Annotated in this window: 25 protein-coding genes; 20 read left to right on the forward strand and 5 right to left on the reverse strand. The window is 66.5% G+C overall.

From position 1 onward, the window contains the following. A partial coding sequence (locus tag VGM71_RS17695; RefSeq protein WP_414675104.1) for a helix-turn-helix domain-containing protein occupies nt 1-86 on the reverse strand: 86 nt, incomplete at its 3' end. Between the two features lie 122 nt (nt 87-208). Here VGM71_RS17695 and VGM71_RS14015 point away from each other — a divergent pair. Further along, nucleotides 209-679: a hypothetical protein gene (locus VGM71_RS14015; RefSeq protein ID WP_331546198.1), complete on the forward strand. Its 471-nt coding sequence runs from the start codon at nt 209-211 to the stop codon at nt 677-679. 340 nt (nt 680-1,019) lie between these two features. On the opposite strand, the gene VGM71_RS14020 is transcribed toward VGM71_RS14015, so the two are convergent. The 3 genes from VGM71_RS14020 to VGM71_RS14030 all read right to left on the reverse strand — a co-directional run bounded on the left by VGM71_RS14020 (nt 1,020) and on the right by VGM71_RS14030 (nt 6,396). Then, the gene (locus VGM71_RS14020) at nt 1,020-1,868 is read right to left on the reverse strand and encodes a DUF3014 domain-containing protein (protein WP_331546200.1); all 849 of its coding nucleotides are present in this window, start codon (nt 1,866-1,868) and stop codon (nt 1,020-1,022) included. Nucleotides 1,869-1,988: 120 nt separating this feature from the next. Next, complete coding sequence (locus VGM71_RS14025) at nt 1,989-5,441, reverse strand: methylmalonyl-CoA mutase family protein (RefSeq protein WP_331546202.1); 3,453 nt, start codon at nt 5,439-5,441, stop codon at nt 1,989-1,991. An 85-nt stretch (nt 5,442-5,526) separates the two neighbouring features. Continuing rightward, nucleotides 5,527-6,396, reverse strand: a complete 870-nt coding sequence (locus VGM71_RS14030) for an alpha/beta hydrolase (RefSeq protein WP_331546203.1) — start codon at nt 6,394-6,396, stop codon at nt 5,527-5,529. A 392-nt stretch (nt 6,397-6,788) separates the two neighbouring features. Here VGM71_RS14030 and VGM71_RS14035 point away from each other — a divergent pair, with 392 nt between their 5' ends. Next, nucleotides 6,789-7,892, forward strand: coding sequence for a Glu/Leu/Phe/Val dehydrogenase dimerization domain-containing protein (locus VGM71_RS14035; protein WP_331546205.1), 1,104 nt, complete (start codon nt 6,789-6,791; stop codon nt 7,890-7,892). 80 nt (nt 7,893-7,972) lie between these two features. On the opposite strand, the gene VGM71_RS14040 is transcribed toward VGM71_RS14035, so the two are convergent. Continuing rightward, entirely contained in the window at nt 7,973-8,101 is a 129-nt protein-coding gene (locus VGM71_RS14040) for a hypothetical protein (RefSeq protein ID WP_331546207.1), read from the reverse strand. Nucleotides 8,102-8,507: 406 nt separating this feature from the next. Between VGM71_RS14040 and VGM71_RS14045 the strand changes: the two genes are divergently transcribed. The 18 genes from VGM71_RS14045 (at nt 8,508) to VGM71_RS14130 (ending at nt 25,981) form a co-directional block, all read left to right on the forward strand. Then, nucleotides 8,508-8,777 carry an acyl carrier protein gene (locus VGM71_RS14045; RefSeq protein WP_331546209.1) on the forward strand — a complete coding sequence of 90 codons (270 nt, stop codon included), beginning with the start codon at nt 8,508-8,510 and terminating at the stop codon, nt 8,775-8,777. Between the two features lie 8 nt (nt 8,778-8,785). Beyond that, on the forward strand, nt 8,786-9,571 hold the full coding sequence (locus tag VGM71_RS14050) for a glycosyltransferase family 2 protein (RefSeq protein WP_331546211.1): 786 nt from the start codon (nt 8,786-8,788) through the stop codon (nt 9,569-9,571). Next, nucleotides 9,559-10,167 (forward strand): outer membrane lipoprotein carrier protein LolA, encoded by a 609-nt coding sequence (locus VGM71_RS14055; protein ID WP_331546213.1) that lies wholly within the window; start codon nt 9,559-9,561, stop codon nt 10,165-10,167. The genes VGM71_RS14050 and VGM71_RS14055 overlap by 13 nt, the downstream gene beginning before the upstream one ends. Further along, nucleotides 10,164-12,626 (forward strand): MMPL family transporter, encoded by a 2,463-nt coding sequence (locus tag VGM71_RS14060; RefSeq protein WP_331546215.1) that lies wholly within the window; start codon nt 10,164-10,166, stop codon nt 12,624-12,626. Before VGM71_RS14055 ends, VGM71_RS14060 begins: the two co-directional genes overlap by 4 nt. Then, nucleotides 12,623-13,849: a beta-ketoacyl-ACP synthase gene (locus VGM71_RS14065; RefSeq protein WP_331546217.1), complete on the forward strand. Its 1,227-nt coding sequence runs from the start codon at nt 12,623-12,625 to the stop codon at nt 13,847-13,849. The genes VGM71_RS14060 and VGM71_RS14065 overlap by 4 nt, the downstream gene beginning before the upstream one ends. After that, nucleotides 13,849-15,075 (forward strand): beta-ketoacyl-[acyl-carrier-protein] synthase family protein, encoded by a 1,227-nt coding sequence (locus tag VGM71_RS14070; RefSeq protein WP_331546219.1) that lies wholly within the window; start codon nt 13,849-13,851, stop codon nt 15,073-15,075. The genes VGM71_RS14065 and VGM71_RS14070 overlap by 1 nt, the downstream gene beginning before the upstream one ends. Continuing rightward, a complete protein-coding gene (locus tag VGM71_RS14075) occupies nt 15,072-15,797 on the forward strand; it encodes a beta-ketoacyl synthase chain length factor (protein WP_331546221.1) in 726 nt (241 codons plus the stop codon). The genes VGM71_RS14070 and VGM71_RS14075 overlap by 4 nt, the downstream gene beginning before the upstream one ends. Next, a complete protein-coding gene (locus tag VGM71_RS14080; RefSeq protein ID WP_331546223.1) occupies nt 15,773-16,561 on the forward strand; it encodes a lysophospholipid acyltransferase family protein in 789 nt (262 codons plus the stop codon). Before VGM71_RS14075 ends, VGM71_RS14080 begins: the two co-directional genes overlap by 25 nt. Further along, nucleotides 16,558-16,821 (forward strand): phosphopantetheine-binding protein, encoded by a 264-nt coding sequence (locus tag VGM71_RS14085; protein ID WP_331546225.1) that lies wholly within the window; start codon nt 16,558-16,560, stop codon nt 16,819-16,821. Before VGM71_RS14080 ends, VGM71_RS14085 begins: the two co-directional genes overlap by 4 nt. Next, on the forward strand, nt 16,809-17,981 hold the full coding sequence (locus VGM71_RS14090) for a hypothetical protein (protein WP_331546227.1): 1,173 nt from the start codon (nt 16,809-16,811) through the stop codon (nt 17,979-17,981). Before VGM71_RS14085 ends, VGM71_RS14090 begins: the two co-directional genes overlap by 13 nt. Then, nucleotides 17,974-18,927 (forward strand): glycosyl transferase, encoded by a 954-nt coding sequence (locus VGM71_RS14095; protein WP_331546229.1) that lies wholly within the window; start codon nt 17,974-17,976, stop codon nt 18,925-18,927. The genes VGM71_RS14090 and VGM71_RS14095 overlap by 8 nt, the downstream gene beginning before the upstream one ends. Beyond that, nucleotides 18,917-19,375, forward strand: a complete 459-nt coding sequence (locus tag VGM71_RS14100) for an acyl-CoA thioesterase (RefSeq protein ID WP_331546231.1) — start codon at nt 18,917-18,919, stop codon at nt 19,373-19,375. Before VGM71_RS14095 ends, VGM71_RS14100 begins: the two co-directional genes overlap by 11 nt. Next, on the forward strand, nt 19,372-20,094 hold the full coding sequence (locus tag VGM71_RS14105; protein WP_331546233.1) for a class I SAM-dependent methyltransferase: 723 nt from the start codon (nt 19,372-19,374) through the stop codon (nt 20,092-20,094). The genes VGM71_RS14100 and VGM71_RS14105 overlap by 4 nt, the downstream gene beginning before the upstream one ends. Next, nucleotides 20,091-21,269, forward strand: coding sequence for a beta-ketoacyl-ACP synthase (locus tag VGM71_RS14110; RefSeq protein WP_331546235.1), 1,179 nt, complete (start codon nt 20,091-20,093; stop codon nt 21,267-21,269). Before VGM71_RS14105 ends, VGM71_RS14110 begins: the two co-directional genes overlap by 4 nt. Then, nucleotides 21,266-21,739: a hotdog family protein gene (locus VGM71_RS14115; RefSeq protein ID WP_331546237.1), complete on the forward strand. Its 474-nt coding sequence runs from the start codon at nt 21,266-21,268 to the stop codon at nt 21,737-21,739. Before VGM71_RS14110 ends, VGM71_RS14115 begins: the two co-directional genes overlap by 4 nt. Next, on the forward strand, nt 21,736-22,464 hold the full coding sequence (gene fabG / locus VGM71_RS14120; protein WP_331546239.1) for a 3-oxoacyl-ACP reductase FabG: 729 nt from the start codon (nt 21,736-21,738) through the stop codon (nt 22,462-22,464). Before VGM71_RS14115 ends, fabG begins: the two co-directional genes overlap by 4 nt. Nucleotides 22,465-22,601: 137 nt before the next feature. Further along, nucleotides 22,602-24,743 (forward strand): YccS family putative transporter, encoded by a 2,142-nt coding sequence (gene yccS / locus VGM71_RS14125; protein ID WP_331546241.1) that lies wholly within the window; start codon nt 22,602-22,604, stop codon nt 24,741-24,743. 80 nt (nt 24,744-24,823) lie between these two features. After that, nucleotides 24,824-25,981 (forward strand): isovaleryl-CoA dehydrogenase, encoded by a 1,158-nt coding sequence (locus tag VGM71_RS14130; protein ID WP_331546243.1) that lies wholly within the window; start codon nt 24,824-24,826, stop codon nt 25,979-25,981.

A 25,981-nucleotide genomic window follows, 5' to 3' on the forward strand; every position in this document is an offset into this window, starting at 1 on the left:
GCTATCGCGCGGAGGCTATCGCCAGATCGCATGCGCTGCTGAATTTCCACGCGCTCGTCTAAGGACAGTTCTTGATACGTTCTCATCGCAACAGCCTAGCCTTTCGGAGGTGGGTGTTGCACGTGGAGTTTGAGATCGCCAAGCAATTAAATCGAAACTGAGGAAACTGTTCGATGACTCTGATCGCGAGGATATCGCTCACGCGTATATGGCGTACGAGTTCTTTTACGCCCCACAGCTCTCACACTCGTGGGACCAACTATCTAACCGACTGGAGAAGAACGGAAACTTCGATCCTTCGGACTATGTGTTGAAGTTCATATCTCCTCTCCACAAAAAGGGCTATCTCATAATCTTCGAGGATATCAATTTCGCTGCTTTGGCAATCTCTCGTCGCTCGGGAGCACTGCGAGACGCTCGGCTTCGACAGGTTTCTGCCCCTAAAATGCCTACTCCGACGAGCGACGATTACGACTCAATCAACGAAAAGGCCCTCTTCGGCACTGCGTTTGCGACGAATGACTTCAAAAATATTGACCAAGATTTTAGAACTGTGATCGCTTCTATTTCACGGTCTTTCATAAATCTTCCTGAGGCCGTCGATATGGGCGAAATCATCTCGCGACTTCAAGAGACAGTTGGAAGTTCAAAGCGTGCTCGTAGCAACAATATTTTCTAGATCGGTAAATCTGTAGGCCGCTGCGAAGAGCGACCCTTCTTGCCTAAGCCCCACAGCCGATCTGTCGAGACAGCGAGCCTTCGCCGCTGTGATCGCGCGAAGTGCAACCGCCGGCGACGACTTCTATACCCGCCCGGCGGGGAAGATCGACCTGTGCAACATCAGCGTGCCGGTACGCGATCCGTCGAAGAAGCCCTGACGGAAACGGGCAAGCTTGAGGCAAGCACCTATCGCCGACAGGGTCGGCTCCCACCGGGCAAGCGTCTCGTAAGGTGCGAGCTTGGTGGGAGCCGGCCCTGTCGGCGACGGGTGCTCGCGGCCAGGGCACGCTCCAGCTATCTCAGGCAGACGGGCGCGATCCCGTGGATGACGCATTGGCCGGCGCATCGGCAAGGATCGCCTCGCGCAATGCCCGCAACTTCGCCTTGAGTTTCGCCTCGTTCGCCGAGCCCACGCGTATCATGAACTTCTGCCCCACCGACAGCTGTTCGTCATCGGGATTGGCGTAGACATACCCTTCCTTCGCCGGGATCAGCTGCAAGATGCCCTTGGGCTCCGGCGCGGCGAGCAGGTGGTCGATGACTTCGATCAGGCGATCATTGAAATAGCCACCGGTACCGAGGTCGCGGTAGGCCTCCTGGAACAGCGGGTAATTGCGCTTGTACCAGGCAGCGGCGACCTGCGGATTCACATGGTCGGCGACGTACATGTACGTGTCGTAGCGTTCCAGGTTCTTCTTCGACTCGACGAACATGCCGTCGTCCGACTGCACCTGGAAGCGCCCTGTGGGCGTGCGCAGCGGCACGATGTTCATGCCGATGGTGTGCTTCGGCAGCGCGTCGATGGTCGAGACCATGCGCGAGATGATCGCCTGCGGCTTCAGCAGCGATTTCAGGGCATCGTCGCCGGTGAGCGCCAGGAGGCCGGCGAGCACGGCATCGTCGCTCTGGTCCAGCGGCGGCAAGGCCGCTGTCGATCCACTGGCCGGTCCGATCGGATGCTGCGGCAGTGCCGCGTCGTGGGCGGTTCCAGCATGGGCGGGCGCGGAGGAACTCGCGGTGGCGAAGGGCGGAGACGCCGCCTTTTCTCCTGCCAGCTTCTCCCTGTACACGAAGACGCCAACACCCGCGGCGATCGCCACGACCAGCAACCCCGCAACCCATTTCGAACCCGACGACTGACTTCTCAACGTACCGCTCCCACCATGACCAAGCCCCCATGGGACTACGAACCGGTGGTCGAGTTCAAATCCGGGTCTTGCGCGGAGGCGAGATCGGCGTCGGCCTGGCCCCACCTCTGCAGATCAACATCACATATTGCGGCGGTACTCTCCACCTACGTCGTAAAGGGCGTGGCTGATCTGGCCCAGCGAGTTGTGCTGCACGGCTTCCATCAGCTGTTCGAAGACGTTGCGGCGGTCGCGGGCGGTCTTCTGCAGGATGGTCAGGCTGTCCGGCGCCAGGCTGTTGCGGGCCTTGCCGTAGAGCAGCACGTTGTCGATCTGCTGGCCCTTCTCCGCTTCCGTGGAGCGGATCAGTTCGATCTCGGTGGCGATCTCGCCGCCGTGGTCTTTCGGCAGGAAGGTATTCACGCCGATGAGCGGAAGCGAGCCGTCGTGCTTCTTGTGCTCGTAGTACATCGACTCTTCCTGGATCTTGCCGCGCTGGTACATCGTGTCCATCGCGCCGAGCACGCCGCCGCGCTCGCTGATCGCCTCGAATTCCTTGTACACCGCTTCTTCCACAAGATCGGTCAGCTCGTCGACGACGAAGCTGCCCTGCCAGGGGTTCTCGTTGAAGTTGAGGCCCAGCTCGCGGTTGATGATGAGCTGGATCGCCACGGCGCGGCGAACGCTCTCTTCGGTCGGCGTGGTGATCGCCTCGTCGTAAGCGTTCGTGTGCAGGCTGTTGCAGTTGTCGAACAGCGCGTACAGCGCCTGCAGCGTCGTGCGGATGTCGTTGAACTGGATCTCCTGCGCGTGCAGCGAACGGCCGGAGGTCTGGATGTGGTACTTCAGCATCTGGCTGCGCGCGCTGGCGCCGTAGCGCTCGCGCATGGCGCGGGCCCAGATGCGGCGCGCCACGCGGCCGATCACCGTGTACTCCGGATCCATGCCGTTGGAGAAGAAGAACGACAGGTTCGGCGCGAAGTCGTCGATCTTCATGCCGCGCGCGAGGTAGTACTCGACGATGGTGAAGCCGTTCGACAGGGTGAAGGCCAGCTGGCTGATCGGGTTCGCCCCGGCTTCCGCGATGTGGTAGCCCGAGATCGACACGGAGTAGAAGTTGCGCACCTTGTGGTCGACGAAGTACTGCTGGATGTCGCCCATCATGCGCAGCGCGAACTCCGTGCTGAAGATGCAGGTGTTCTGCGCCTGGTCTTCCTTCAGGATGTCGGCCTGCACGGTGCCGCGCACTGTCGCCAGCGTGTATTCCTTGATCCGCGCGTAGGTTTCCGCGTCGACCACTTCCTCGCCCGAGACGCCGAGCAGGCCGAGGCCGAGACCGTTATTGCCCTGCGGCAGTTCGCCGTTGTAACGCGGGCGGTTGCCGTCCGGGTACAGCTGGGCGATGCGCGCGTTGGCGGCGTCCCAGCGCGAAGCGTCCTCATTGAGGTACTTCTCGATGTTCTGGTCGATCGCCGTGTTCATGAACATGGCGAGGATGATCGGCGCGGGGCCGTTGATCGTCATCGACACGGAGGTGGACGGCGCGGACAGGTCGAAACCGGAGTACAGCTTCTTCATGTCGTCGAGCGTGGCGATGGACACACCCGAATTGCCGATCTTGCCGTAGATGTCGGGACGCGGCGCGGGGTCTTCGCCGTAAAGCGTGACCGAGTCGAACGCCGTGGACAGGCGCGCGGCGCCGCCGCCCAGCGACAGGTAATGGAAGCGGCGGTTGGTGCGCTCCGGCGTGCCCTCGCCCGCGAACATGCGGGTCGGATCTTCGCCGGCGCGGCGATACGGGAACACGCCGCCGGTGTACGGGTAATGGCCCGGCAGGTTCTCGCGCATGAGGAAGGAGAGCAGCTCGCCCCAATCCCTCGTCTTCGGCGGCGATACCTTCGGGATCTTCTGGTGGCTCAGCGATTCGCGGTAATTCTCCACGCGAATGACCTTGTCGCGCACCTGGTACTCGTTGAATTCGGCGGTGACCGATTCGAAGCGGGATGGCCACTCGCGCAGCAGGTGGATCGCTTCGCTTGAGAGCTCGCGCACCGCCTCGTTGTAGCGCTGGCGCAGCGTGATCAGCGAGCGGTCGCCGTGTACGGTGAGCAGGTTGTGGTCGTAAAGGTCGAACGCGCGCGGCAGCGCCTCGTCACCGATATCCTTCAGCGACTCGTAGTAATGCTGCGCCTTGCTCGCCGCCGCGGCCTGGACTGCGATGGCACCGTTGACGCCACGTCCCTGTTCCGCGATCTCCGCAAGATAGCGCACGCGGTTGCCCGGAATGAGCACGGTGGCGCGCGGCTCGCGCAGGCTGGTGTCGACGTCCGGCGTCCAGGTGGCCTCGGGCAGCGAGAGCTTCTCGCGCAGCAGGCGGCACAGGTTATCGAACATCCAGGTGACACCCGGATCGTTGAACTGGCTGGCGATGGTCGGATAGACCGGCACCTTCTCGTCGGCCAGCTGGAAGGCCGTGCGGTTGCGCTTCCACTGCTTGCGCACGTCGCGCAGTGCATCCTCGGCGCCGCGCTTGTCGAACTTGTTGAGCACCACGAGTTCGGCGAAGTCGAGCATGTCGATCTTCTCGAGCTGGCTGGCGGCACCGTACTCGCTGGTCATGACATAGACCGGGAAGTCGACCAGGTCGACGATCTCCGAATCGCTCTGGCCGATGCCGGCGGTTTCCACGATCACCAGGTCGTATGCCTGGGCCTTGAGGAAGTCGATACAGTCGTGCAGCACCACCGAGGTGGCGGCGTGCTGGCGCCGCGTGGCCATGGAGCGCATGTACACGCGCGGACTGCGCAGCGAGTTCATGCGGATGCGGTCGCCCAGCAGGGCGCCACCGCTGCGGCGGCGCGTCGGGTCGACGGCAAGCACCGCGATGCGCATCTGCGGGAAGGCGTGCAGGAAGCGCAGGAGGAGTTCGTCCACCACGGACGACTTACCCGCACCGCCCGTACCGGTGAGGCCGAGGACGGGGGTCTTGCCGCCGGCGAGCTTCCACGCCTTGCGCAGACGGGCCAGTTCTTCCTCGCCCAGCAGGTCTTCCTCGATCGCCGAGAGCATGCCGCCGATGGAGATTTCGTCCTCGACCGAGGCAGCCGGTGGCGCGACTTCCACGCGCTGCTTCGCGGCGGCGCGCGTGCGCGACATCACGTCCTCGATCATTTCCACGAGGCCGAGCTTCATGCCGTCATTTGGATGATAGATGCGCTCCACGCCATAGGCCTGGAGTTCCTTGATTTCTTCCGGCGTGATCGTGCCACCGCCGCCACCGAACACGCGTACATGGCCGGCGCCGCGCTCGCGCAGCATGTCCACCATGTACTTGAAGTACTCCACGTGGCCGCCCTGGTACGAAGACAGCGCGATGGCGTCTGCGTCTTCCTGCAGCGCGGCGCGCACCACGTCTTCCACCGACCGGTTATGGCCCAGATGGATCACCTCGGCGCCCTGGCTCTGGATGATCCGGCGCATGATGTTGATGGCCGCGTCGTGCCCGTCGAACAGGCTCGCCGCCGTGACGAAGCGCAGCGGCGTCGCTTCGACGTCTGTGCTGCTGGCGGGAATGTGCTTGGGCTGCGAGCTCATGGAGACTCCGGGACGATCGACGACAATGGGGAACTGTGAATTCTACTGCGGCGCGGTCGAGGCCCCTTGCTGCAATGCAGCGAACTCAGGGCGAAGAGAGGAATGCCAGGGCCGCTTCCCTCACCGCCTCGTCGTCCACGACGGCGCGGTGCCCGAGGCCAGTCGTTTCCAGAAGTGTCGCGCCGGGCCAGAGCTTCATGTACATCGCAGCCTCGTCCACTGGCACCTCGGGATCGGCCCGGTCGTGGACCACCAGCACCGGCTGGGTGCGCTTCGGTGCGTGGTGGGCGATGTGCAGGTCGTCGATAAGGACACCGGTGCGCTCCGTGAGAACGTCGTGCAGTTTCGACCGCAGGTGTTCGCCCAGCCGCACGAAACGCGCGAAGCGGCGCGTCGCCCCCTGCACGTCCGCCGCGGCCGCGATCAGCACCACGCGTTTCGTGGTCCATCCGTCGTCGAGCGCCAGCGCCACGGCTGCGCCGCCCAGCGAATGGGCCACGACACCTTCCGGGTCGCCGTAATGCCTGGCAACCGCGCTCAACGTATGCGCGAAGTCCGGGAGCGTGCACAACTCGCCATCGCTGCGGCCATGCCCGGGCTGGTCAAACGCCACCGCCGCCCAACCCATCGCAAGAACCTGCGGCATCCAGCTTTCCCAGCGCAGGCCCATGCTCGACCAGCCATGCGCGAACAGTACATACGGTTGGGTCGCCGGATCGCCCCAGACATAGGTGGCGATCGACCTGCCGCCGATATCGACGCGCTCTTCCCGGGCCGATGTGAATGTGGCGGCGTACGCCGCACGCTCACGGCTGCTCGGCAAAGGCGTCTGGAAAACCCGCGCGGCGTGGGCAACGGTACGCCCTGGCGCCAGGCGGCTGCCGAAGCGGTAGGCCACGCGGATTCCAAGGAGTGTCGCGACGGTGCGGATGCCAAAGCGGCGGGGAGGTTTCATCCGCGAAGCTGAACGCATGCCACGGGAGGTAGTCAACCCGCCCGCAGGAGCCTGCGTTCTGGCGCACGAATCCGCATCGCGCGGAGTCCCGAAGGAGACTGCCATGAGCCTCACCCGCACTTTCGCCGCCGTGGCGCCCGTACGGCCACGGCTGGCGCTTCGAGCGGGAGACCTGGCACCGCGATCGCCACTGGCGCCGCTAGCCCCCGTGCTGCGGCGCACCCACACAGAGGCCCGCAAGGGTTTAAACTAGGCAGCTGACACGACATATCGCCCCCGCCTCCAAGGTTGGGGCGATTTTTTTGGACAGTCACAATCCACCGGTGGTCCCCACCGCCGGTTTCCACCTGAAAGGCGGCGCCCAAGCCGCTTGTAACTGGAGTTTGCGCTCGATGATTTTCGAAACCATCGCCAACACGGGCCACGAAGAAGTCGTCTTCTGCCATAACAAGGACGCGGGCCTGAAGGCCATCATCGCGATCCACAATACGGTGCTCGGCCCGTCGCTGGGCGGCCTGCGCATGTGGCCTTACAAGACCGAGCAGGACGCCGTGAACGACGTGCTGCGCCTGTCGCGCGGCATGACCTACAAGAACGCCGTGGCCGGCCTGAACCTCGGCGGCGGCAAGGCCGTGATCATCGGCGATCCCTCCAAGGACAAGTCGGAAGCGCTGTTCCGTGCCTTCGGCCGCTTCGTGAATTCGCTCAATGGCCGCTATATCACGGCCGAGGACGTCGGCATCGACGTCAACGACATGGAATACGTGTTCCGTGAAACCGAGTACGTCACCGGCGTGCACCAGGTCCACGGCGGCTCAGGCGACCCGTCGCCGTTCACCGCGTTTGGTACCCTGCAGGGCCTGATGGCCGCGCTGCAGCACAAGCACGGCAACGAAGACGTTGGCAAGTACAGCTACGCCGTGCAGGGCTGTGGCCACGTGGGCAGCGAGTTCATCAAGCTGCTGCGCGAACAGGGCGCCAAGGTGTTCGTCACCGACATCAACAAGGACGCGGTGCAGCGCTGCGTCGACGAACTGGGCTGCGAAGCCGTGGGACTCGACGAGATCTACGACGTCGACGCCGACGTGTACAGCCCGTGCGCCCTCGGCGGCACGGTGAACGAGCAGACCATCGATCGCATCAAGGCGAAGATCATCTGCGGCGCGGCCAACAACCAGCTGGCCACCGACGCGATCGGCGACGAACTCGCCCGCCGTGGCGTGCTCTACGCCCCGGACTACGCCGTGAACGCCGGCGGCGTCATGAACGTCTCGCTTGAAATCGACGGCTACAACCGCGAACGCGCCATGCGCATGATGCGCACGATCTACTACAACGTCGGTCGCATCTTCGATATCTCGGCACGCGACAAGATCCCGACCTACAAGGCCGCGGACCGCATGGCCGAAGAGCGCATCAGCGCCATCGGCAAGATCCGTCTGCCGCACATGGGCAACGGTGCGCCGCGTTTCCAGGGCCGCATGCGCGGCCAGTAATCGCTGCGGAAGTGAGAAGTGACAAGAGAAGCCGCCGGTTCGTCCGGCGGCTTTTTCCGTTTCCGTGCCCAGGGGTTCGATCAGCGGACGGCCGCGATGGACGGCGAGGCGACCGGGGCCGGCGAGGTGACCATCGCGCCCAGGGTCAGCAGGCAGGTCAGGACGGCGGCAACGAAGAAGGTCTTCAGCATGGCGGTTTCGTACTTCATGGTGTTTCTCCTGCGACGATGATGGAAGGGGTCTCGGGAGGTAGATTGCAGGAGCCGTGCCAACCGCCGGAAACACGCGCAAGCCGCATTCCAGAGCGGTATCCATTTCAAAGGCACCGCCACCTGCCCCTGTCCGCGGACGCCGAGCCCTTCCCGTACGGACAGTGTCCGGCCACTTCGGAAGTCGCAAGGACGCATTGTTCCGCAGCATGATCTGTTACACTTTGCGGGCCCCATGGCTCCTGTAAGGCTTTGCCTACACGGCGCTTTTGGGTCAGGGGGACCGCCCGAGGGGCGGAGACAACAGAGCCTTTCCGATCACCTTCGTCGCCTCGGTGATGGCGCCCGACACCGTCCTTGCGGTAGCGGGCCAGCCATCCGGGGATGAAATGGACTTAACCGAGCTATGAGCGCGATCCCAGCCGAAACCTTCACTTCCGACGACGTCCTCGCTCGCCTGCGGTCGGTCCTGCACGAGACCTTCGAGATCGACCCGGCCAAGGTGACCCCGGAAGCCAACCTCTTCACCGACCTGGAACTGGACAGCATCGATGCGATCGATCTCGCGATCCAGGTGCAGGACATGACCGGGACACGGATCAAGCCCGAAGACTTCAAGAGCGTGCGTACGGTCGGCGACGTGGTCGCCACCGTGCAGGCATTGCTCGCCCGCTGAGCGGACCGATGGCGGGCAGGCCCGGACCGCGCGCAGCCGCGGCGCGACCCTTCGCGCCTTGCGCCGTCGTACCCGTCTACAACCACGGCCGCACCGCCGGCGCGACGGCGAATGCCCTCGCCGCCCACGGCTTGCCCGTGTTCCTCGTGGACGATGGTTCGAACGCGGAAACCCGCGATGCGCTCGACCGCCTTGTGGCTGGCCGCGACGACCTTCGCCTGATCCGCCTGCCGAAGAACGGCGGCAAGGGCACCGCCCTCACCGCCGGCTTCCTGGCTGCGCACGAGGCCGGATACAGCCACGTGCTGCAGATCGACGCGGACGGCCAGCACGACACCGCCGACGTGCCGCGCTTCCTCGACGCAAGCCGGGCCGTTCCCGAAGCCATGGTTTGCGGGCGTCCCGTCTATGACGACTCCGTGCCGCGTGCGCGCCTTTACGGCCGCTATGTCACGCATGCCCTCGTATGGCTGGAGACGCTGTCCTTTGCCATCGACGATTCGATGTGCGGATACCGCCTCTACCCGCTGGACGAGACGCATGCGGAGATCTCGCGTAAACCGCTGCCTGCACGCATGGATTTCGATACGGAAATCGCGGTACGCCTCTACTGGCGTGGCGTGCCGGTGTGCAACCTGCCTACCCGCGTGATCTATCCGGAAGACGGCCTCTCGCACTTCCGCATGTGGCGCGACAACCTGCGGATCGCCGCCATGCACACGCGCCTCGTACTCGGCATGCTGATGCGTGCCCCTCGCCTGATACTTCGCAAGGACGCCCGATGCGCCGCCTGATCGCACTCGCCGCCCTGCTCTGCGCGTATGCCGCGCAGGCGCAGGCACCCACACTCGTGGACGACATCCTGGTCCACCTCGCGCAGCATGCGCAGGTGCGCGCCGAATTCACGCAGACGCGGGAGAATCCCGCGCTGGCGGAACCACAGGTAAGCCGGGGCGATCTGCTCTTCGTCATCGGCCACGGCATGGTCTGGCATACGCGCGACCCGTTCGAAGACAACCTCGTGCTCACCGCGGGCGGTACCTCGAGGATCGACGCGCAGGGCCGGCTCACGCGCGTACGCGACGGCAATCGCGGCGTCAGCCAGGTTTCGGGCATGCTGCAGTCGCTGCTTGCCGGTAAGTCCGACGAAGCCGCGCGCCAGTTCACCATCACGGCGGACGGCACGCCGCAGCGCTGGGCCCTGCACTTCGTGCCGCGCCAGGCGCGCATGGCCCGCGTGCTCGCGGGCATCACCCTGAAGGGCGACGACTTCCTGCAATCCATCGAGGTGGACCTCGCCAGCGGCGAACGCACCGTCATCGCCTTTGCAGGCACGCGTGACGCGGGCCCCCTGACCCTGCTCGAAGCCAAGGTACTGGGCGTTCCATGACGCGATCGCCGACCACGCTGCGCGCCGGCCTCTTCGCGTTCGTGGCCGTGGTCGCCTGCCTGTTCTGCGCTTGGCTGCTGTTCGGCCGTGGACGCTCACCCTTGCAGACGGATCTGCTCGCCATGCTGCCCTCCACCGAGCGGCACCAGCTCGCCGAAGACGCCGTGGAGCGGCTCGCGAAAGCCAGCGGCGACCGCATGATCCTGCTCGTCGGCAACGCGAACGACGACGCGGCGAAGGACGCCGCGCGACAGCTCGGTACCGACCTCGGCAAGGACGCGGTGTTTGCTTCGGTCGTGGCCGAGCTTCCGCCCTTCGACCTCGATAGCCTGGTCACGCCATTCCTGCCGTTCCGCTTCCACCTGCTCACGCCGGAAGATCGCGCCGCCATCGCCGCCCCGGGCTTCGATGCCATAGCCGCGCTGCGCCGGCGCCTCAACGAACCTTTCGGTGCCACCGTGGGCACCCGCCTCACCGATGATCCCTTCGGCTGGACACAGCATTGGCTGGATCGCCAGCCGTGGAACCGGGCGAACCTCGTGCCCGAGGACGATCTGCTCACCGCGCATCGCGACGACGGCAGCTACGTGCTGGTGATAGCGACGCTCGCAGGGTCGTCCTACGACGACGCCGTGCAGCGACGGGCACTCGCCGCACTGGACCATGCCGAGAAGTCCATGGTCGCAGGACATCCCGGTACACGAATGTTGCGTACCGGTGCGATCTTCTACGCCGCGGCGGCGCGCGCGGGCGCGGAGCGCGACACCCACGTGGTCGGCATCGCGTCCTCGCTTGGTATCGCGGCATTGCTGCTGCTGGTGTTCCGTTCGGTACGGCCCCTGCTGGTCGCGTTCCTGTCCACGGCACTCGGTGTCGTCGGCGCCATCGTCGTCACGGTGCTGGTGTTCGGGCAGCTGCACCTGCTAACCCTCGTTTTCGGTGCGGCCCTGCTCGGCGAAGCCGTGGACTACTCGATCCAGTACCTCTGCGCCCGCGCCAACACAGGACCTACATGGGATGCGCAGCGTGGCGTGCGCCAAGTGCGCCCTGCCTTGTTGCTGGCCCTCGCCACATCGCTGCTTGGTTATGCGCTGCTTGCCCTCGTGCCCTTTCCGGCGCTGAGGCAGATGGCCTGTTTCGCCATCGCCGGCATGGCCGTCGCCTGTGCCAGTGTGTTCTGGCTGCTCCCGGCGCTGCTCGCGACGCCTGCGCGGAAGCCGATATCCCCCGGACTCGTGAAGCTTGCGCTCGGTTGGCAACGCATCGCATCCGGGCGTCGCGCCCTGGTCGCTACTGGCATGCTCCTGCTGCTGGCCGTTCCAGGATGGCTGCGCCTCGGCCACGACGACGACATCCACCTGCTGATCTCGCCGCCGCCCTCGCTGGATATGCAGACCAGGACGATCCAGGATATCGCCGGCTTCGGCGGTGGCAGCCAGTTCTGGCTGGTGGAAGGACGGGATGCCGAAGAGGTGTTGCAGCGTGAGGAAGCGCTGACCGATCGCCTGCGCACATGGGTAGACGAAGGCAAACTCAAGGGATGGACAGGCATCAGCACGATGCTGCCCTCGGCAAGGCGGCAGACGGAAGACCTTGCCGCGGCGTCGGCAATCTTCTGTAGGAGCGCACCTGTGCGCGACGCCGTTGGAGCCGAGGCTTCGAGCTCACGCGTGAATATGGAGACCGGCGCGACGAGCTGTCGCGGACAGGTCCGCTCCTACATGGTTGCTGCGGGTTTCAAGGGTGAGGCGGCGGATGCGTACGAAGCTGCGTTTCCGGGGCGTCCCTTCACCCTCGCCGGTTGGCTGGCGATGCCCGCCTACACGCCGTTCCACTATCTCTGGATGAGCGGCGACCACGGCACCGGCAGCATCGTCGTGCCGCAGGGACAGGACGATACGCGCCTTCTGCGCGCGGCGGCCGAAGGCTTGCCGGGCGTCTCCCTGGTCGACAAGCCGGCCAGCATTTCCGCACTCTTCGGCCGCTACCGCGGATACGCCGATGTCTGGCTGGGTGGCGCGCTGCTGCTCGTGGGCGTCGCCTTCGTCTGGCGATATGGTCCGCGCGCCGCCTGGCGCGTGCTGCTTCCTCCGGCCGCAGGTATCGTGCTCAGCGTGGCCGCGCTCGGTTATCTCGGCGAGCCGCTGACACTGTTCCACATCATGGCCCTCATGCTGGTGCTTGGCGTGGGAGCGAACTACGCCGTCTTCCTGCGAGAGGGCGAGCCCTTCGTGGTGCACGCGCCCGGCGCGGCCTATGCCGGCGTGCTGCTGTCCGCCGTCACCGCCCTGCTTTCCTTCGGCCTGCTCGCGCTCGGCTCGATGCCGGCATTGCGCCACTTCGGACTCACCCTGCTCTTCGGCATCGGCTTCACGGCACTGCTCGCGCCGCTGAGCCTCCCTGCGGTAAAGACCCAACGCATGAACAAACAACACACCCCACGGGAGGACGCCCGATGAAGCGCGTCGTCGTCACCGGCATCGGCGGCATCACGCCGCTCGGCCACGACTGGGTCACCATCGAGGCGCGACTGCGCCTGTTCCGCAATGCCATCCGCCGCATGGGCGAGTGGGATTATTTCGACAAGCTCAACGGCAGGCTCGGCGCGCCGGTGGACGATTTCATCATGCCGGCGCACTGGTCGCGCAAGCACGTGCGTTCGATGGGCCGCGTGGCCCAGCTGGCCGTGGCGGCGAGCGAGCAAGCGCTCACCGATGCCGGCTTGCTCGGCAACGAGCACATCACGGACGGGCGCATGGGCGTCGCCTATGGCTCTTCAGGCGGCAGCATCGAGCCGGCGCGAACCGTGGGCCACATGCTGGAAACCGGCTCCATGCAGGGCGTGACCGCTACGAGCTACATCCAGATGATGGCGCATACCACCGCGGTGAACGTGGGCGTGTTCTTCGGCCTCAAGGGCCGCGTCATCACCACGTCCAGCGCATGCACCTCCGGCAGCCAGGCCATCGGTTACGGTTACGAAGCGATCCAGCAGGGCAAGCAGACGCTCATGCTCTGCGGCGGCGCCGAGGAACTTTCCGGTCCGGGCGCGGCGGTGTTCGACACCCTGTTCGCCACCAGCACGCGCAACGACACGCCCGAGTTGACGCCGCGCCCGTTCGACGCGGGACGCGACGGCCTCGTGGTCGGTGAAGGCGCGACCACGCTGATCCTCGAGGAATACGACCACGCGGTCGCGCGCGGCGCGCGGATCTACGCCGAGATCGTCGGCTTCGGGACCAACTCGGACGGCGTGCACATCACCCAGCCCACACGGGAGACGATGGCCGCCGCGATGCGCATGGCCCTGGCCGATGCGAACCTGCCGCCGGCGGCGATCGGCTATGTGAGTGCGCACGGCACCGCCACCGACCGTGGCGACGTCGCCGAGAGCCATGCCACGGCGGACGTCCTTGGCGGCGGCATTCCCATCAGCTCGATGAAAAGCTATGTCGGCCATACGCTTGGCGCCTGCGGCGCCCTGGAAGCTTGGTGGGCGATCGAGATGATGCGCGGGGGCTGGTTCGCGCCCACGATCAACCTCGAAAGCCCCGACCCCGAATGCGCCGGGCTGGATTACCTCGTGGGCGAAGGCCGCGAAATCCGCACCGGCTACGTGATGAATAACAACTTCGCGTTCGGCGGCATCAATACGTCGCTGATTTTCAAGGCGCACGGCTGATGCGGCGAGTGGTCGTCACCGGCATGGGCGCGGTGTCCTGCCTCGGCGCGGGAAGGAAGGCGCTGTTCGACGGCTTGCGCGCGGGCCGTACCGGCTTTCGCGCCATGGACGGCTTCGCCACCCTGGGCATGGGCTGCCGTGTGGCCGCGCCGGCCGATACGTCCGCACTCGAGCCGCCGCCGCGCAAGCTGCGCCGTTACCTGCCGCAGGCGGCGGAATACGCGTGGCATGCGACCACCGAGGCCCTTGCCGAAGCCGGACTGGACGCCACGCGGGTCCGCGCACGAGATGTCGGCATCGTGATGGGCGGCGCCGCCGCGCTGAGCGAATACGAGGCGGGCCTGGACGTGTTCCACGCCAAAGGCATCTCGCGACTTTCGCCGTTCATCGTGCCGCGCAGCATGGGCAGCGCGGTATCCGCCACCCTGACCCAGGCGTTCGGTTTCGGCGGCAGGGGTTTCACGGTGGGCTCGGCGTGCACCAGTGCGACGCATGCGATCGGACAGGCGATGGAGATGATCCAGCTCGGGCGCCAGGAGATCGTGGTGTGCGGCGGTGCGGAGGAGTTGCACGACAAGGCCGCCATGTGCTTCGACGTGATGAACGCCCTGTCGACGGCGAGCGTCGTGGCCCAGCGTGTTTCCACGCCCTATGCGGCGGACCGCGACGGCATACTGCTCGGCGGTGGCGCAGGCGTGCTGGTGCTGGAATCGCTAGGGCATGCGCAAGCGCGTGGCGCCACCATCCTCGCGGAGGTAGCGGGTTACGGCGCCGCATCTGATCTCGCGGGCATGATCAACCCCGCGGTCGACGGTATGGCCGAGGCGATGCGTCAAGCCATCGACCTCGCCGGCACGCTGCCCGGCTACGTGAACACGCATGCGTGCGCAACGATCCCCGGCGATCTTGCCGAATGGGAAGCATTGCGCCGTGTCTTTGCCGATCGCGGTGGCGACGTGCCGCCGATGTCCTCGATCAAGGGCCTCATCGGTCACGCGCCCGCGGCGGCAGGCGCGCTCGACGCCATCGCCTCGATCGCGATGATGACGGAAGGCGTGTTGCTGGGCGGAGCCATGCCCGCCCATCGTGATCCCGCCTTCGCGGAAGCGCCTCTCATCGACGGCGAACTCGTCCTGCTCGTCGATAGCGTGCTGTCGAACAGCTTTGGCTTTGGTGGTAGCTGCGCCGCGCTGATGATCCGCCGCTTCGACGAGGCCGCGGCATGATCGACCTGCATATCGACGCATGGCGTGCCTGGGCGCCGGGCGTGGAAGACACCGTCGCCTGGGCGGCCTGGGCAGCCGACCCGCACATGATCGTCGACCGCGGCGAACAGCCCGCCTGCGACTTCGTGCCGCCGATGCAGCGCCGCCGCCTGAGCCGGCTGGCACGCATCGTGATGCATGCTGCGTGGCCACTGTGTGGCGACGACGAGCAACTGCCCTTCGTGTTCGCCTCCCGTCATGGCGAGACGACGCGCACTTTCGCCATGCTCGACGAGATCGGCCGCGAGGCACCGCTGTCGCCGACGCAGTTCGGCCTCTCCGTGCACAACGCCATTGCAGGCCAGTGGTCGATCCTGCGCGGCCAGCGCGGAGAGTCCGTGGCCATCGCCGGCGAGGCCGATACCTTCGAACATGCCATCGTCGAGGCCGCCGCCCTGCTGGGCGAAGGCGCCCCGGCCGTGATCGCCGTCATCGCCGAGGAGTTCCCGGCCGCCGCCTACGAGGGCTGGATCGACGACGTGCCGTTCTCGTATACGCTGGCGCTGCGCCTGTCCCTCGCGGGCAGAGGGCCGCGCTGGCGCCTGTCGCTGGCCGGGAACGACGGCGCGGTGCCGGTCGCCGGCATCCCGCACGCCCTGCGCTTCATCCGCGCCCTGCACGATGGCGCGCCCCTGGACCACCCGTGGAAGACGCGACGATGGCACTGGCAGCCGACAACGTGAACCACCGCCGCGACGCCTGGGCCTGGCGTTTCGTCTGCACCGCACTGAGCTTCGCGCTGTTCGGCATCGGCGGCGTGATGCTGCGCGTGCTCATCCTGCCGGTGGTGCTGCACTGGCCGGGTCCACCGGCGGTCCGGCGGCGACGTGCCCGGCGTACCGTGGGCCGTGCGTTCTGGCTGCACTCGCAGTTCATGTACCGCACCGGGGTGCTCAACTACCGCTTCGAAGGCCTGGAACGCCTTGGCCGCCCGGGCCAGATGATCGTCGCCAACCACCCTTCGCTCATCGACGTGGTGTACCTCATCGGCCATGTACCCGATGCCAATTGCATCGTGAAGCACAGCCTGTGGAAGAACCCGTGCATGCACGGCCCCGTGCGCGTCGCGCAGTACATCAGCAACGACGGCAGCGCGGAGATGCTGGAGCGCGCGGCGGACGTGCTCCGCGGCGGCCAGACCCTCATCGTCTTTCCGGAAGGCACCCGCACCACGCCGGGCAAACCGCCGGTGTTCCACCGCGGCGCCGCCGCGATCGCGGTTCGCGGTGCACACACGATCACGCCCGTGTTCATCACGGTCCGGCCCACGACGCTCACCAAGGCCGAACCCTGGTATCGCGTTCCGCACCGCCGCGTGCAGATGGACTTCCGCGTGGGTGAGGACATCGCCGTGGCGGCCTTCAGCGATGGCGTCCCCGCGCCGATAGCCTCGCGCCGCATCAACGAACACCTGCACGCCCTCTACGCCAGGGAGCTCATGGCATGAACGATCTCGAACGCGACATCGCCCGGCTGATCATCGACACGCTTGCGCTCGATCACCTCACGGTGGACGACATCGCCGTCGACCAGCCGCTGTTCGGCCAGGGGCTGGGCCTGGACTCGGTCGACGCGCTGGAACTGGCGCTAGCCCTGCAGAACCGCTACGGCCTGCAGATCGCGTCCGATTCGCGCGACGCACGCCGCCACTTCGAAACCGTGCGCAGCCTGGCGCTCTACGTGGGGAGTTCCTCGTGCGCAAGCTGAGCGACCTCGTACTGGTCGTCGTCGGGGTGCTCTACCCCTTCATCGTGTACTTCGGCACGGATCATGTGTCGACGCCGGTCTTCGGCCTGATCCTCGGAGCCCTCTGGCTGGTGCGCGCCCCCGCGCTGCTGCGCCAGCCGGGCGGCCGATGGATGCTCGGCATCACGCTCGTCTACTGCGCGGTGCTCGCGTTCGGCGGCGGGGAACACCTGCTGCGCTGGTACCCCAGCCTCATCTGCGGCCTCCTGCTCGCGGCCTTTGGACTCAGCCTGAAGTTCGGTCCGCCGATCATCGAGCGCATCGCGCGCGTGACAGAGCCGGACCTCCCGCCTGTAGCGGTGCGCTATACGCGGCGCGTCACCTGGGTGTGGGTGGCGTTCTTCGCGTTGAACGGCATGGCTTCCGGCCTGCTGGCCGAGTGGGGGCCACTGTCCTGGTGGACGTTCTACAACGGCATCCTCGCCTACTCGGTCATGGGCGCCCTCTTCATCGGCGAGTGGATCCTTCGCCAGCGCCTGCGCCGGCGGATCAACAAGGCGCCGATGGATGGTGCGGCACAGCGCCTCGCCTCGCATCCCTGGGTCGCAGCCGCGGCCGGCGGCTACGCCGGAAAGCTGGGGCCCGGCATGGTCGTGGCACTCGACGGCGCGGGCCGCACGGCCCTGCTGCGGCACGGACGGGCGGGCCTGGTGAACGAGCTGGGACAGCACGCCGCCGGCGACGACGCCCTGTCCACGCCGCTTGTCTGGCGCTTCGTCGACCGCCTGCCGGAGGCCGCGAAAGTGGATGCGCTGCTGCGCACGGCCCTGCCCGAATCCGCGATCGTGCTCGGCGAGCGCCGCGAAGGCGACACCTGCATCCTCGATCTCGAGTTGCCGCTGGACCTCGCGTGCTTCGCCGATCACTTCCCCGATGCGCCGGTGTTGCCGGGCGTACTGCAAGTGGGCTGGGCGCTGGAGCTTGCCGCCTCGCGGCTCGGCACACCGGCCACGTGTCGCGCCATGGACGGGATGAAGTTCCAGCGCCTGCTGCGCCCCGGCGATCGCGTGCAACTCACACTGCGCCACGACGCCGTGCGTGGCCGCCTGCATTTCGCCTATCGCAGCGACGACGCACCGGTGTCTTCGGCGCACCTGCGGCTGGAGGGCACCGATGGCTGATTCCGTCGCCAGCGCGCACTGGACCGACCAGAAGGAACGCGGCAGCTTCCTCGGCATCAAGCTCACGGCGATCGCGGTGCGCGTGCTCGGCCGCCGCACGGTAACGCCGTTTATCCGGCTCGTCGTGCTGTACTTCTTCATCACCGGGCGTGCCGCGCGGCGTAACGTCGCCGAGTACCAACGCCGCCTCTCGGGATGGAGCGGCCGCAGCGACCTCTTCCCGCGGTCGCGCGCCGTCTTCGCGCAGTACCTGGCCTTCGGCGAATGCATGCTGGACCGCTTCGACGTCTGGCGCGGCAAACTGCGCCTGTCCTCGGTGGACATGGACGATCCGGACGGCGTGCGCGATGCGCTGCTTGCCGGCGGGCGCGGGCAGCTGCTGGTCTGCACCCACCTGGGCAACCTGGACGTCTGCCGCGCCATGGCCGAGCTGGGCGAAGGCGTGGCGCTGAACGTGCTGATGCACCTGCCCAGTGCGGCGCACTTCAACCGGCTCCTTGCCGAATCGGGCGACAGGCGGCTGCGCCTGATGCACATAGGCGATCTCGACACCGCGGCAATGCTGGATCTTTCGCAGCGCCTCGAGCGTGGCGAATGGATCGCCATCGCCGGGGACCGCGTCCCCGCCCATGGCAGCCGTGCCATCGACGCCGACTTTCTCGGCGCCTCCGCGCCGTTCCCTCAGGGGCCGTGGCTCATGGCGGCGATGCTGCGTTGTCCGATCAACCTGGTGTGTTGCCTGAAGCAGGCCGGACGCTATCGCATCCACCTGTGCCGCTTCGACGACGCGGCCAGCTGGGAACGCGGCCGACGCGACGCGATCATCGCCTCGTCCGTCGCACGCTACGCGGAATGGCTGGCAGGCCATTGCCTCCAGGCACCGCTGCAATGGTTCAACTTCCACCCGTACTGGCACGATGCGAACGGAGCGGCCCATGCGCGCTAAGGGGGTGCTCGCCACCGAGATCGACGTAACGGTGCCGTTCTTCGACGTGGATTCCATGGACGTCGTATGGCATGGCCATTACGTGAAATACCTGGAGATCGCTCGTTGCGCCCTGCTCGACGAACTCGGCCACAACTATGTACGGATGAAGGAAACCGGCTACGTCTGGCCGATCATCGACCTGCAACTGCGATATGCGCGTGCCGCGCGCTTCGGGCAGAAACTGTCGGTGCGTGCCGAGCTGGTCGAGTGGCAGAACCGCCTGAAGATCCACTACACCCTGAGCGACGCCGCCACCGGCGAGCGCCTCACCCGCGCCAGCACCATCCAGGTAGCCGTGAGGCTCGCCGACGGCGAGATGCAACTGGTTTCGCCTGCCGTTTTCGTCGACGACGTGGAGCGCCGCCTCGCCGCATCGTCCCAGCGCTCCACCGGAAACCCTCCATGAAGTACGCCAGCGCCACTTATGTCGAGGAAACCCGTATCGGTTTCGTCTTCCTGCGCACGCATACCTGGCAGCACCACGTGCTGCGGGTGGCGATCAACGACCTGAAGCGTCTGGCCGGAGAGCCGCTTCCGCGCGGCGGCACCCTGCTCGACGTCGGTTGCGGCCAGGGCCGTTCCTTCCGCCTGCTGCGCGACGCCTTCGCGCCGCAACGCCTGGTCGGCCTCGACGCCGATCCGCACAGCGTCGAACTGTCGGGTGCGGAGGCGGAACGGCAAGGCATCGAGGCCACCTTGCTGCTCGGCGACTGCGCCCGCATCGACCTGCCCGACGCGAGCGTGGACGTGTTGTTCTGCCACCAGACGTTCCATCACCTGGTGGAGCAGGAACGTGCGCTCGACGAATTCTGGCGCGTGCTGAAGCCCGGCGGCCTGCTGCTCTTCGCCGAGTCCACGAAGGCGTATATCGATACCTGGGTAATTCGTTGGTTCTTCCGCCATCCCATGCATGTGCAGAAGAGCGCGGATGAATACATGGCGATGTTGCGTGCTCGCGGCTTCGCCTTCGACACGGCCAATGTCTCGCTGCCCTACCTGTGGTGGAGCCGTTCGAAGGACTTTGGCTTGCTGGAACGCTGGGGCATCAAGGCCCCACTGCCGCCCGGCAAGCGTGAGGAAACCCTCGTCAACGTGGCCGCGCGCAAACCCCACGCAGGCGCATGAAGACCTATCTCAACGCACTTGGCGTGGCCTGTTCGCTCGGCGTGGGTAAGCGCGCCGTCGCCGACGCGCTGTTCGACGCGGCGGCGCATGGCCTGCGCTCCCTGGACGGCTGGGTACCGGGGCACGCGTTGCCACTCGGGCACGTCTCGGCGGAACTGCCGCCGATTCCCGCTGGCCTGGAACATCGCGATACGCGCAACAATCGCCTTCTGCTCCTTGCCACCCAGGAAATCGAAGGCGAGATCCGCGCCGCCATCGCGCGCTTCGGTGCGGCGAGGGTGGGCGTGGTGGTAGGCACCAGCACCACGGGCATCGAGGAAGCCACGCATAACATCGCCTCGCGCGGGAAGACGGGCACGTGGCCCGACGGCTACCGCTACGCCGACCAGGAACTGGGGGCGCCGGCCGCGTTCCTCGCCGAATGGCTTGGCATCGCCGGCCCCTGTTATGGCATCTCCACCGCCTGCACCTCGGGGGCGCGGGCCTTGCTCAGCGCGCGGCGCCTGCTGCGCCTGGGCCTGTGCGACGCGGTGATCTGCGGCGGTGCCGACACCCTCTGCCGTCTCGCCACCAACGGTTTCCATGCGCTGGAGGCGACCGCGTCCGAACGCTGCGTACCGTTCTCGCCGGCGCGACGCGGTATCAACATCGGCGAGGCCGCGGCGCTGTTCCTCATGACCCGCGGCGAGGCACCGGTGGCGCTCGTCGGCGGCGGCGCCAGCTCGGACGCGTACCATATGTCGTCGCCCGAACCCGATGGCCGCGGCGCGGTCGAAGCGATGCGTCTCGCCCTTGCCGCAGCGGCCATCGACGCCGGTACCATCGACTACGTGAACCTGCACGGCACCGCCACCGAACACAATGACGCGATGGAAAGCCGTGCCCTCGCCCAGACCTTCGTGCACGCGGTGCCCTGCTCGTCGACCAAAGCGCTCACCGGACATACGCTGGGCGCCGCCGGCGCGCTGGAGGCCGCGTTCTGCTGGCTCTCACTGGTGGACCCGCTCCGCCGCCTGCCGCCGCATGTCTGGGACGGCCAGCCCGACCCCGCGCTACCGCCGTTGGCATTCACCCAGGTGGGCGATACGTTGCCCCAGGGCCTGTGCCACCTGATGAGCAATTCCTTCGCCTTCGGCGGAAACAACGCCAGCCTGATCCTGGCGGGTGGCACATGACCATCTGGCCCATCGAAACGCTGCTGCCGCACGCGGGGCGCATGATCCTGCTCGATCGCGTCGTGACGTGGGAAGCGGAGCGCATCGTCTGCGAGCGGGTGGTCCGCCGCGGTGACACCTTCGTGGACGCCACCGGCCTGCCCGCCTGGGCGGGCGTGGAACTGATGGCGCAGGCCATCGCCGCATGGAATGGCTGCCAGGTGCTCGCCGCCGGTGGCCACGTGCGCCCTGGTTTCCTGCTCGGTACGCGCGCCTATCGTGCCGACGTGGACGCCTTTCCGCCCGGCGCCAGGCTCACGATCGAGGCGCTGCGCCATTTCCATGACGAGGACGGCATGGGCGCCTTCGCCTGCCGTATCGACGCGCCGGGCATGCATGCCGAGGCACGCCTCACCGTCTTCAGTCCGCCGGATCCCACGCCGTACCTCGATCCGCGAAACTGTTTCGATTCCAGGGGAACACCTTCATGACCAACACCGTTCTCGTCACCGGCTCCAGCCGCGGCATCGGCCGTGCCATCGCGCTCAACCTCGCCGATGCGGGCTACGACCTCGTGGTGCATTGCCGCTCGCGTCGCGAAGAGGCCGAGGCCGTGCAAGCCGAGATCGCCGCGCGCGGACGCAATGCGCGCGTCATCCAGTTCGACATCTCCGATCGCACCGCCTCCGCCGCCGCGCTGGAGGCCGACGTGTCGTCGCACGGCGCCTATTACGGCGTGGTCTGCAATGCCGGCCTCACCCGCGACGGCGCCTTCCCCGGCCTCACGTCCGACGATTGGGACCAGGTGCTGCGAACCAACCTCGACGGTTTCTACAATGTGCTGCACCCGCTGGTGATGCCGATGATCCGCCGCCGCGCAGCGGGGCGCATCGTCTGCATCACCTCGGTGTCCGGCATGGTCGGCAACCGCGGACAGGTGAACTACAGCGCATCGAAGGCCGGTGTCATTGGCGCTGCCAAGGCCCTGGCCGTGGAACTGGCGAAGCGGAAGATCACGGTGAACTGCGTGGCTCCCGGGTTGATCGATACCGACATGCTCGAGCCGGAGGTTCCGGTTGAGCAGATCCTGAAAGCGATCCCGATGGAGCGCACCGGTACCCCTGAAGAGGTAGCCGCCGCCGTGCGCTTCCTGATGAGCGCAGGGGCTGCTTACATTACCCGGCAGGTGCTAGCGGTCAACGGCGGGCTTTGCTGAAGCGGCCCCGTAGGAGCGCGCCTTGCGCGCGACAGTTTTTCGCAAAGAGAACCAGGCCCTGTTGCTCACGGCCTCAAAAGGATGTCGCGCGCAAGGCGCGCTCCTACAAGTCATGCACATCGGGCTAACCTAGGCGGATGTTGTCCTTCCGCCATCTCACCCAATCCGACCGCCTCGCCGACGTCGTCCGAGTCTTCCTGGCGCTCGCCGGCATCGTCGCCTGGTGCGTTCCTACGGGCCACGTCGATGCCGTCGTACCGGCGTTGCTCGGTGCCATCGCCTGCGCTCTGTCCGAGACCGACGATGCCTGGCGCGGCCGCCTGCGCGGCCTCGTCGTCACCCTCGTCTGCTTCGCCGCGGCAGCCTCGGTCGTCAAGGCCACGCTCGACACGCCGCCACTGTTTGCCGTGCTGCTGCCCGCGGGAACCTTCGTCTTGGTGATGCTCGGGGCCGCCAGCGGGCGTTACTCCACCATCGCCACCGGAACGCTGATCCTCTCGGTCTATACGATGCTCGCATCCGATGCGACCACGGCGAGACCCGGCAACTGGGATGACATGCTGGCCATCCTGGCCGGTGCGGCGTGGTACGGGTTGCTGTCGCTGCTATGGAGCACCCTGGCTCCCCAGCGCGCCGTGCGCCATGCGCTCGCGCGGCTTTTCGAATCCCTCGCGGATCTGATGGAAGCCCGCGCCGCACTGTTCGAACCCGTGCACGGGCTCGATCGCGACGCCCTGTCCGTGGAATTCTCGCGACGCAACCTGCACACCGTGGAGGCACTGGCAGCTACGCGCGCGGCGCTGATCGATCGCATCGGCCGGCGCCAGCCGCGAGGCAGGTCGGCGGCGCGTCTGGCCATGTTCTTCATCGCCCAGGACATCCACGAACGCATCAGTTCCTCGCACTACCCTTATGAGGACATGACCGAGGCGCTGTACCACAGCGACATCATGTTCCGCTTCGGCTACCTGCTCCGCTTGCAGGCCCGCGCCTGTCGCGCCCGCGCCGACGCCATTCGCCACGGCGAGCCGCCGGGTTCCATCGCTTTACCGCAAACGGCGCTGGGCGACGTGCGCGACGCGATCGCCTATCGTCGCCAGCGTGAAGCGATCGATCCGGCACTGGACGATGCGCTTTCCGCCCTCCTCGCCAACATCGAACGGCTCCAGGACGATATTGGCGATGAGGGACGCCTTCCCGACAGCACGGATGTCTCGCTACAGGACAGCGAGCCGGCATCGTTCCGCGAAGCCATCGCGCGTATCCGCGTGCGGCTCGACCGACGATCCCTCCACTTTCGGCACGCCGTGCGCCTCGCCACAGGCATGCTGGCGGGCTATGTCGTGATGCTTGTCCTGCATCCGAGCCACGGCTACTGGATCCTGATGACCACGTTGTTCGTTTGCCAGCCGGGGTACGGAGCGACCCGCAAGCGGACCTTGCAACGCATCGCGGGAACCGTCGTGGGCCTCGTCGCGGGTTGGGCGATGCTTCGGCTGTTACCGGGCGGCGACTGGCGCCTGCCCGTACTGGTCGCGACGGGCGCAGGCTTCTTCGCCTTCCGCCTGCGACGTTACACGCTGGCCACCGCGGTCATCACGCTGTTCGTCCTGCTCTGCTTCGGCCTGGCCGGCGACGGTTACGACGCCATCGGCCCGCGCCTGATGGATACGCTGCTGGGTGCGTTCGTTGCCAGCCTGGTGCTCCGCTTCGTGCTGCCGGACTGGCGAGTGCGCCGCCTTGAGGATGTCACCGCCGACGCGCTGATCGCCTACGCGAGGTACCTGCAAGGCATCGCGGCGCAGTACGCCACGGGCAAGGCGGACGACCTTCCCTATCGCATCCTGCGCCGCGACGCCCACGCTGCGCAGGCTGCCGTCGCCGGCAACGTGGCCGAACTGCTCGGCGAGCCCGGACATTCGCGCGAACGGGGCGAGCAGGCGCTGCGCCTCGTCTCGGCCCTGCAAGCCGGTCTTTCCCATCTGTCGACCCTGGGTGCGCATCGGCGCGCCCTTGCGATCGACGAGGCCGCCACGGTCGACACGTTGTGCGCCCGGGTCGCCCAAAGCTTCGACACCCTGGCAGCACAGTTTCGTCCGGGCGAACGCGGGGGCGGAGTCGTTTTTTTGCCGACGTTCCCACCGGTTGGAGCTCCCTTCGAAAAAAACGACTCTGACCCCGCGTTCCCGGATGCCTCCCCTACCCTGCGCCTGGTGGCCGGCCAGTGCCTGCTGCTGGTCCGCGTCCACGACCGCATCGCTACCCTCTCACCGGCCTGATGCTGCGTCGCGCCGTGGCTTGGCGCCACGCGCACGCTACGATGGGCAGGTTTCCCTGTATTCCCCCCCGGAGTTGCACCATGCGCCCGTTTTCCCTCGGTGAAGACCTCGACCTTCTGCGCGAAAGCGTCCACGCTTTTGCCGAGAAGGAGATCGCGCCGCGCGCGGATCGCATCGACCGCGAGAACGTGTTCCCGGAAGACCTCTGGCGCAAGTTCGGCGACATGGGGCTGCTCGGCGTCACCATTCCCGAGGAATTCGGCGGCTCCGGCCTGGGGTTCCTTGCGCACATGGTCGCCATGGAGGAGATCTCCCGCGCCTCCGCCTCCGTAGGGCTGTCTTACGGCGCGCATTCGAACCTGTGTGTGCAGAACATCTACCACAATGGCAACGACGCCCAGCGGCGCAAGTACTTGCCCAAGCTCGCCAGCGGCGAGTGGGTGGGCGCGCTGGCGATGAGCGAGCCTGGCGCCGGTTCGGACGTGGTCGGCTCCATGAGCTGCCACGCCGAACTCGTGGGCGACACCTGGGTCGCCAACGGCACGAAGATGTGGATCACGAACGGTCCGGATGCCGACGTGCTGCTGGTGTACATGCGCACGGCGCCCCGCCCGGCCGGTAGCCGCTGCATGACCGCCTTCATCATCGAGAAGGGCATGAAGGGTTTCTCCACCGCGCAGAAGCTCGACAAGCTGGGCATGCGCGGTTCGAACACCTGCGAACTGGTGTTCGACAACTGCGAGATTCCCGCCGAGAACATCGTGGGCGAGGTGAACGAAGGCGTGCGCGTGCTGATGGGCGGCCTCGATACCGAGCGCCTGGTGCTCTCCGGCGGCCCGATCGGCATCATGCAGGCGGCGGTGGACCTGGTGCTGCCCTACGTGCGTGAGCGCAAGCAGTTCAACGCGCCTATCGGTACCTTCGGCATGATGCAGGCCAAGGTCGCCGACATGTACACCGCGCTGCAATCGTCGCGCGGTTTCGCGTACATGGTGGCGCAGCAGTTCGACAATGGCGTGAAGTCGCGCATCGACCCGGCGGCCTGCCTGCTCAATGCGTCGACCAATGCGGTGAAGGTGGCGCTGGAAGCCATCCAATCCCTCGGCGGCAATGGTTACATCAACGAATTCCCCGCCGGCCGCCTGCTCCGCGACGCGAAGCTCTACGAGATCGGCGCGGGCACCAACGAAATCCGCCGCATGCTGATCGGTCGCGAGTTGTTCCACGGCAAGTCGTAA

It is taken from the genome of Luteibacter sp. (assembly GCF_036499525.1).
GTDB lineage: Bacteria > Pseudomonadota > Gammaproteobacteria > Xanthomonadales > Rhodanobacteraceae > Luteibacter.